Raw genomic sequence first — 6,077 nt, forward strand, 5'->3', positions numbered from 1 at the left:
CAATGAAAAAATTAAAATTAGCGCTAGTGGCAGGAATTTTTACAACGGCAATACTATTAGGTGCTTGCGGAGCTAACGATGATGAATCTACAGGCGCAGAAAAAAGCAATCCATCTACAGATAACAACACCATTACCGTATACTCTGCAGGACCAGGTGGGCTAGCAGAAAATATTCAAGAAGCATTTGAAGAAGAAACAGGAATTAAAGTAGAAATGTTCCAAAGTACAACAGGAAAAATTTTATCTCGTCTAGAGGCGGAAGCAAATAATCCTGTGGCAGATGTTGTTGTATTAGCTTCTGTACCATCTATGGAAGGTTTAAAATCAGAGGGTAAATTACAAGCATATGAAGCAGAGAACGGTGACAGCATCAATCCTGATTGGAGTGATCCAGAACACTATTATTATGGTTATAGCGCTGCTGCTCTTGGTGTTGCTTATAACACAAACCAAGTAGATTCTATCGATGCCGATTGGAGTGATTTCAGTAAACCAGAATGGCAAGGTCGTGTAACAATGCCTGACCCAACTTCTTCTGGTTCTGCTGTTGACTTTCTTTATGGTTTAACAAATGCCAATGATGATGGTTGGGATACGATTCAAAGCTGGATGGACAATGACTTACTTATCGCTGGAGCAAATAAAGAATCATTGAATGCTGTTATAACAGGTGATAAAGATGTCGTTGTATCTGCTGTCGATTATATGACATACAAAGCGAAAAATGATGGTGAACCAGTTGATATTTACTATCCTAAAAGTGGTACAGTTATCAGCCCACGTGCTGCCGGTATACTAACAGATGCACAAAATGTTGAAGGTGCAAAAGCATTTATGGATTTCTTATTATCTGATAAAGCACAAGAAATGGTAGCAAATGCTTACATTCTACCTGGTAATAATGCGATTAAATTAAATGACCGTCCTGCATTAAATGAGATTCCAACACTACCTGTTGATTGGGAAAATGCGGAAGAAAAACAAGTAGAAACATTAAATAAGTTCTCATCAATGAATTAAAACTTCTAGACAATGATGTAACACACTGGAGGAATACGTATGATTGTACGTAGACATGCCCCTTTTACGGCTTTGTTTATTATACTTAGTATATTAGCTGTAGCACCACTTCTTGCGGTGCTCGGCTATACTTTTTTTAAAGATGGCACTCTCTCATTTGATTCATTGCTATCTGTCTTACAAAACAATAGTATTGTCAAAACGATGCAAAATTCATTATTGCTTGGTCTTTACGTCATTGCACTAACGACCTGTATCGCACTACCTTTAGCCATTATTAGAACAAAAACATTTTTAGCTAAATACGACTGGTTAGATATTGTTTTCACTATTCCATTTATGACACCACCCTATATTGGTTCAATGGGCTGGATTTTGTTTATGCAACATAATGGTTATTATGAACAGATTTTCCAATCAGAGGCACCGTTTACCTTTTTCAGTGTAGCTGGAATGGTATTTATCATGAGTATGCATCTATACCCATTTCTCTATTTAATGTTAAAAAACGCTTTACTCCGAATTGATGGCTCTTTTCAGGATGCGACATTAATTTATGGTGGCAATCCCATTATGAACTGGATTCGTGCCATCTTGCCACTACTAATCTCAAGTTATGTGATGGCTGCTTTACTTGTTTTCATTAAGACGTTGGCAGAGTTCGGAACCCCTGCCACTTTCGGTAAGAGGATTGGCTATGATGTCTTTACAACAGAAATTCATGGTTATCTGTCTCATTGGCCGATTAATATTTCTGCCGCTACAAGTCTATCACTTATTTTACTAAGTGTTTGTATGCTTATTTGGTATATTCAAAATGTGATTAGCCGTAAACATTCTTATGGTACACTTTCAGGCAAATCAACAATCGCTAACCAAGTTAAGGATTCACTCATCATCCGAATCGTTTCTTCAGGATATGTGTTAATCATTCTAGGATTATCAATTGGTATACCCTATTTTTCAATTATCGCTACTTCTTTATTAAAGGTTCGTGGGGAAGCCCTAAGCATGAGTAACGTAACATTTAGTCACTATACAGATCTTTTTACAGTTGGTTCATCTAGTTTTCAAGCATTGATGAACAGTATTAATTTTGCCTTTGTCGCTTCTACTATTGCGGCTTGCATCGGATTCTGTGCAGCATTATATATTAAAGATGGCAAAAGGAAACCACAACAGTTTCTCGATTTTACTAGCTTGTTATCAAATATCATTCCTGGAATTGTCTTCGTCGTAGGACTTATTCTGTTTTGGAATGCAGCATGGCTTCCTACAACCATCTATAATACAAATTGGATGCCAATCTTAACATATATTGTGTTGTTTTTACCTTATTCTGTTCAATATACGAAATCTGCTCTTTCCCAACTTCATCCATCGATTCACCAATCAAATGCAGTGTTTGCTCAAAATAATTGGATGATTCTTTTGAAAGTGTGGCTACCATTATTAGGACAAGGTATTTTAGCCGGTTGGATGATGACCTTTATTATATCAATGCGTGAACTAGTTGGTTCCTTACTTATTCTCCCTCCATCAGTTGAAACTAGTGCCACCTTTATTTTTAGCCAATTTGAACAAGGTGATGTATCAAAAGGAATGGCAATGGCTGTCATCACGGTACTGATAACCATACTTTGTATCTTTTTGATTGAACTCTTACAACGAAAGGCATTGCGCACTAGCTAATGATTGATGTATTGGCCCTTGGAGGGGTAGGAGAATATGGGCGAAATTGCTTTTTACTAGAAGATAAACTAACCAACACACGCATTATGCTTGATTGTGGTGTACGAAACGGAAATCCAGAGGTATATCCGCCTATTACGGAGGAGATTGCACAATCCATTCAAGCAGTATTTATTTCACACGTTCATAATGACCACATCGGGGCACTGCCTATGTTGGCAGCAAAAGGCTTTACAGGTGACGTATGGATGACAGAAGCAAGTTTAAAACAAATGCCAGCTATTATGGCAAATTGGCAAAATAAGTCAGGTTTTGAATCGATTGATCTGTTAAAGTTTCGTTCCTTTGACAAAAATACAAGAGGAAAGCGAATCAATATAACAAAGGATCTCGCGATTACGTGGGGCTACAGCGGACATATGCTCGGAAGCATCTGGTACATCATTTATCTAAGAGAGCATGCAATCTTTTATTCTGGTGATATTGCGCTTGCTTCGCCATTATTAGTGACAGACACACCAAATAGGCACCATTATGATGTTGCACTCATCGATAGTGGAAACGGCGCACAAACAATGCCCTACCAGAAAAGTATTACTAATATTTTGGCAGAAATGGAAAATCCAAAAGAGAAATATCTCATTCCTATTACGATTTCTGGCAAAGCCTGTGACTTGCTATTTTTATTATTTCAAGCACTTCCTGACAGACAATTTATGATTGATCGTACACTATATCAACATTTATATGACTACTTGGAAAACATCGATAACATACAAACAGAAAGAATCTCTGAACTAAAGGCATTGCTGCAGAGCGAACGTCTTGAAATATGTTCAGGAACAAGAAAACCTGGAATCTACTTATTAAGAAGCAAACCAAATGGCTTTCATGAAATCAACACATCTTTATATAAAAGTGAGCAGTCTCCTTTTTACAAATCACATCCTGATAAGAAAGATGTGCAAACATTAATCCGAACTATTGATGCTAAGAGATTTATTTTTTTCCATAGCAAGCAAAAGGATTTAGAAACGATTTTACATGTAATACATCCAAAAAATGATGTAACTGGAGGGCTTGTACGATGAAGAAAATTATTATTTTGTTTAGCTTTTTATTAACTGTGATGATAGGTGTAGTTGCTACACCAGCCTATGCTGCAAGTGATATTGAACCTGGCTTCGAAGTGAAATTCAATCTTGATTTGAACTCTTTTCCAAGCACTAATGAGATGCTCGATATTTTCGATGCGGAACATGATGAAGATGTAAAGGTCTATTATTTTGATACTCCTGATCAGACATTTCGTAAGCTAGGCTATATCCATCGTCTTCGTGTCTATGCCAGTGATAAGAAAACAAATATTACCTATAAGAAAGTATTTCCAGGAATAGCTGTACCTGATGCAATTGAGGAAGCAAGTGAAAAAGGATTCCACGGTGATATGTCCAATTACAAATTTGAAAATGATCGTAAGGAAGGTGTAGATACCTTTTCGATCAGCCGTAAGAAAAAATTCAAAAAAGATGACATATTACGCTTTGATCTAATCGATCCAGCATACGCTATTAACTTGTTCCAAGAAGAAGCACCGAAAAAATATCGAAAATGGGATGATGAAAATTGGTATCGTGAAACGTTAGCTAACACGATACCGTATGGTCCAGCTTTAGCACATACTTATGAAGGCCATTTTCTTGGTTTTGATGCAGATGTAGAAATATGGTCTTATAAAGGTGAAACCATTGCGGAAATTTCAACGAAAACAGATGATCCAGCTGAGGCTGACCAAATTGAAGCAGTTTGGTTTAACAAATTGAGCGAGGAAGGTTGGCTAAGTAAAAACCAAACATCTAAAACTGGATTTGTGATGGATCGCTAGAGTAAAGAGAGAGCTTGTTTATTTTAGGAAGTACCTTATAGAGTAGACCTTTTAAAAAAAGTCTATCTATAGGGTACTTTTGTGTATGATGGAGATAATATTCTAGAGTTATTTTTTTCAGCCGAAGCAGAGTACATTTAGAAATAAAACACCCATGAACATTGATATAGTAATGCTCGTGGGTGTTTAAGGTCTTTTCGATTTTGTTTTACAAATTGTTATAGATACCGGTGGTCGGGGTCGAACCGACACTCCCGAAGGAACACGATTTTGAGTCGTGCGCGTCTGCCAATTCCGCCACACCGGCATATTAATAATTGACGAATGTCTTGACTGACAAATATTAATATAGCACGGAATGGCAATAGAAGTCAACCAAAAATTGTTTAACCACATTACATTAGCTTACTTTCTCTTTCCTATTTACCTGTTTCAATATAATGAATCGAATAATCTTTCCTATAAGAAATCCAAGAATTAGAAAGATAATAGGCAACCAAATCACGCCGAAATATACTCCATTAATATTAAATGTCGGGGAATAGACTACCCCAATAGTTCCTATATAAGCTGAAAAAACAAATGGAATAAATGCGTATGGTTCATTTCCACCCCCCGCATCTCGATAAGCATCCCAGATGGCAAACAAATAGATACATGGATAAAACATCAGCCACTGAAAATTGGTAGCAGAAATAGCTTCATGAATCTCTCCATGAAAACTTGGAAGTATGGCATAATTCAAACCGGATTGAACGTTAACGAGGAATTCTAATATAATTAGAACTGTCCCTTTAAAAAGCTTTCCATTTAAGTAATGTCCAAACCCAGGTAACGCAATACTCCAAAACAAAACCTCCATTTTTTTATCCCTTGCCATTTAAACACACTACCCATCTGCTAATTGTTGTCGATCCGACGCCATAGGTGGTTCCTCCAACCAGCCATTATTTATCATAATATTTGCCCCATCCTCACAATACGCCGTTATCTCTGTACTTAATCGGGTATATTGGTGCCCTAAATCACGTCGATGACTCGCAGCTAAACTAAACCCGTAAAATCCTAATACAGCTGCATTTAATGTTGTTGTATGATACATAATTAATTTGTCAGAGAAAACAAAGGTGGTACAATCTGTAACTTCTGTTTCCAATGTCATTGGAACAGGAAGATCATTTTCACGCATAACAGAACCTAACACTTCAGCATGTTTTGCTGTTATTTCCTTCCCTCTTTCCATATACTGCCTTACTTCCTTAGAATTAGCGACTTGCGCAAAACCAATTAACGTTGCAATCTCCAATGCATTACGGAGAATATTTGAAAATAAGTTCGAGATTTCCATCCCATTTAGTGGTCTTCTTTCACCAAACCACCCAGTCAAAAAGCGTTGTTTCTTTATGTAACCCGCTTTTTTGGGCGGTGATAAATATGGTGGACGTACATTAAGCCCCTTTGATAGCATTAGTTTTAAT

General features: G+C 37.0%; 6 protein-coding genes and 1 tRNA gene (1 of these 7 cut by a window edge). 4 read left to right on the top strand and 3 right to left on the bottom strand.

Going from position 1 to position 6,077, the window contains the following annotated elements; translation table 11 throughout:
• Positions 1 to 2 precede the first annotated feature (2 nt).
• Genes ACSKT4_RS18240 through ACSKT4_RS18255 form a run of 4 tightly spaced genes read left to right on the top strand, consistent with a single transcriptional unit; the run spans position 3 to position 4,599 of the window.
• Positions 3 to 1,022, top strand: coding sequence for an ABC transporter substrate-binding protein (locus tag ACSKT4_RS18240; RefSeq protein WP_186870985.1), 1,020 nt, complete (start codon positions 3 to 5; stop codon positions 1,020 to 1,022).
• A gap of 39 nt (positions 1,023 to 1,061) precedes the next feature.
• Positions 1,062 to 2,714 carry an ABC transporter permease gene (locus ACSKT4_RS18245; protein WP_186870984.1) on the top strand — a complete coding sequence of 551 codons (1,653 nt, stop codon included), beginning with the start codon at positions 1,062 to 1,064 and terminating at the stop codon, positions 2,712 to 2,714.
• Positions 2,714 to 3,805 (top strand): MBL fold metallo-hydrolase, encoded by a 1,092-nt coding sequence (locus ACSKT4_RS18250; protein WP_465823715.1) that lies wholly within the window; start codon positions 2,714 to 2,716, stop codon positions 3,803 to 3,805. The genes ACSKT4_RS18245 and ACSKT4_RS18250 overlap by 1 nt, the downstream gene beginning before the upstream one ends.
• Positions 3,802 to 4,599 (top strand): hypothetical protein, encoded by a 798-nt coding sequence (locus tag ACSKT4_RS18255; RefSeq protein WP_465823716.1) that lies wholly within the window; start codon positions 3,802 to 3,804, stop codon positions 4,597 to 4,599. The genes ACSKT4_RS18250 and ACSKT4_RS18255 overlap by 4 nt, the downstream gene beginning before the upstream one ends.
• A 225-nt stretch (positions 4,600 to 4,824) precedes the next feature.
• On the opposite strand, the gene ACSKT4_RS18260 is transcribed toward ACSKT4_RS18255, so the two are convergent.
• From ACSKT4_RS18260 to ACSKT4_RS18270, 3 genes are all read right to left on the bottom strand, one after another.
• Positions 4,825 to 4,906, bottom strand: a tRNA-Leu gene (locus ACSKT4_RS18260).
• 93 nt (positions 4,907 to 4,999) lie between these two features.
• A complete protein-coding gene (locus ACSKT4_RS18265; RefSeq protein ID WP_186870981.1) occupies positions 5,000 to 5,479 on the bottom strand; it encodes a hypothetical protein in 480 nt (159 codons plus the stop codon).
• 9 nt (positions 5,480 to 5,488) lie between these two features.
• A protein-coding gene (locus ACSKT4_RS18270) for a DUF3231 family protein (protein WP_255488166.1) crosses the window boundary here: on the bottom strand, positions 5,489 to 6,077 show its 3' portion. The gene runs 53 nt beyond the window's last position; the window shows 589 of its 642 coding nt (coding positions 54-642); the start codon falls outside the window, past its right edge — the gene reads right to left on this strand; its stop codon occupies positions 5,489 to 5,491.

The organism is Ornithinibacillus liuyingii (genome assembly GCF_055550225.1).

Coding starts and splice junctions, on each gene's coding strand:
- ACSKT4_RS18265 (WP_186870981.1), bottom strand. CDS start 5,479: ATGGCAAGGGATAAAAAAATGGAGGTTTTGTTTTGGAGTATTGCGTTA.
- ACSKT4_RS18250 (WP_465823715.1), top strand. CDS start 2,714: ATGATTGATGTATTGGCCCTTGGAGGGGTAGGAGAATATGGGCGAAAT.
- ACSKT4_RS18255 (WP_465823716.1), top strand. CDS start 3,802: ATGAAGAAAATTATTATTTTGTTTAGCTTTTTATTAACTGTGATGATA.
- ACSKT4_RS18240 (WP_186870985.1), top strand. CDS start 3: ATGAAAAAATTAAAATTAGCGCTAGTGGCAGGAATTTTTACAACGGCA.
- ACSKT4_RS18245 (WP_186870984.1), top strand. CDS start 1,062: ATGATTGTACGTAGACATGCCCCTTTTACGGCTTTGTTTATTATACTT.